Annotated in this window: 2 protein-coding genes and 1 pseudogene; all 3 read left to right on the top strand. The window is 63.2% G+C overall.

Annotation, left to right across the window (positions count from 1 at the left end):
- On the top strand, window positions 1–1,031 hold a 1,031-nt coding region (purM, locus tag A2I95_RS35010), incomplete at its 5' end, for a phosphoribosylformylglycinamidine cyclo-ligase (protein WP_291737167.1).
- Entirely contained in the window at window positions 1,028–1,624 is a 597-nt protein-coding gene (gene purN, locus A2I95_RS35005; protein ID WP_291737166.1) for a phosphoribosylglycinamide formyltransferase, read from the top strand. The genes purM and purN, both read left to right, overlap by 4 nt.
- 75 nt (window positions 1,625–1,699) lie before the next feature.
- A pseudogene (locus tag A2I95_RS35000) lies at window positions 1,700–1,826 on the top strand (ribonuclease D); the annotation flags it as partial.

Here is a 1,826-nt window from a genome sequence, read left to right as displayed (position 1 = left end):
ACGGCTTGACCTATGCAGACGCAGGTGTGGACATTGATGCGGGCAACGCCCTGGTTGACCGGATCAAGCCGGCCGCCAAGCGCACCAACCGCTCTGGCGTTGCCAGCGGGCTGGGCGGCTTTGGCGCTCTGTTTGATCTGAAGGCTGCTGGATACAATGACCCGATCCTGGTGGGCGCCACCGACGGTGTCGGCACCAAGCTGCGGATCGCCATTGATACCGGCGTGGTGGATGGCGTTGGCATCGATCTGGTGGCAATGTGCGTCAACGATCTGGTCTGCCAGGGCGCCGAGCCGCTGTTCTTCCTCGACTATTTTGCCACCGGTAAGCTGGAAACGGAAACCGCCGCCCGCATCATCGAAGGTATCGCCGAGGGCTGCGTGCGGTCTGGCTGCGCGCTGATCGGCGGTGAGACGGCTGAGATGCCGGGCATGTATCCGGAAGGTGATTTCGACCTTGCAGGTTTTGCCGTGGGCGCGATGGAGCGTGGCACAGCGCTGCCGGAGGGCGTGCAGGAGGGCGACGTGCTGCTGGGGCTCGCATCCGACGGCGTGCATTCCAACGGCTATTCGCTGGTGCGCAAGCTGGTGGAGGTCTCGGGCCTTGGCTGGGATGCAGATTGCCCGTTCGGCGATGGCTCGCTGGGTGCCGCCCTGCTGACCCCGACGCGTTTGTACGTCAAACAGTGCCTTGCCGCGGTGCGGGCAGGAGGCGTGCATGCACTGGCCCATATCACTGGCGGCGGCCTGACCGAGAACCTGCCGCGAGTCCTGCCCGAGGATCTGGGCGCCGACATCGACCTGAACGCCTGGGAGCTGCCGCCCGTGTTCAAGTGGATGGCAGAGACCGGCAATGTCGCCGAAGCGGAAATGTTGAAGACTTTCAACTGCGGCATCGGCATGATCCTGTCGGTTTCTGCCGACCGTGCTGACGCGCTGGCCGGGCTGCTGGCAGCTGAGGGCGAGACCGTGGCCCGCCTGGGCACTGTCACCGCTGGTGCCGGCATGCGTTATACCGGCAAGCTGCTGTGAGCCAGAAGAAGGTCGCCATACTGGTTTCGGGCGGGGGCTCCAACATGGTGTCGCTGCTGGACAGCATGACAGGCGATCATCCGGCGCGGCCCTGTCTGGTCTTGTCCAACAACGCCGATGCCGGCGGGCTGGCCAAGGCTGCTGCTGCCGGTGTGGCCACTGCCGTGGTGGATCACCGGCCCTTTGCAGGTGACCGCGAAGCGTTTGAAGCAGAGCTGGTGAAACCGGTTATTGAGGCCGGCGCCGACATTGTCTGCCTCGCTGGGTTCATGCGGGTGCTGACCGCCGGGTTCGTGTCGCAGTTCGAAGGGCGGATGCTGAACATCCATCCTTCATTGCTGCCGAAGTACAAGGGCCTTCTTACCCATGCCCGCGCGCTGGGGGCCGGCGACGGTGAACACGGCTGCACCGTGCATGAGGTAACGCCGCGTCTGGATGATGGCCCCATTCTAGGTCAGGCACGGGTTCCGGTTCTGGAAAGCGACACGCCGGATACGCTGGCAGCCCGGGTTCTGGTGCAGGAACACCTGCTTTATCCGGCAGTTCTGCGCCGGTTCGCCGCTGGGGATAAAACGCCGGTTCAGCTGCGCTGAAGTCCGGCTGATTGCATTGCCCGGGACAGGCGCGTATCACGTCCCGGCCCACATGAGATTGAAAAGCCGGAATTTATGAAAACTCTAACCACCACCGAAGACCTGCAGGCCTTTTGCGAAACCGCTGCACAGTATCCTTATGTCACGGTGGATACCGAGTTTTTGCGGGAACGGACCTATTATTCCAAGCTCTGCCTGATCC

The organism is Leisingera sp. F5 (assembly GCF_001593695.1).
Note: the sequence above shows the minus strand (reverse complement) of the source record. Positions and strands in the feature narration are given on the sequence as shown.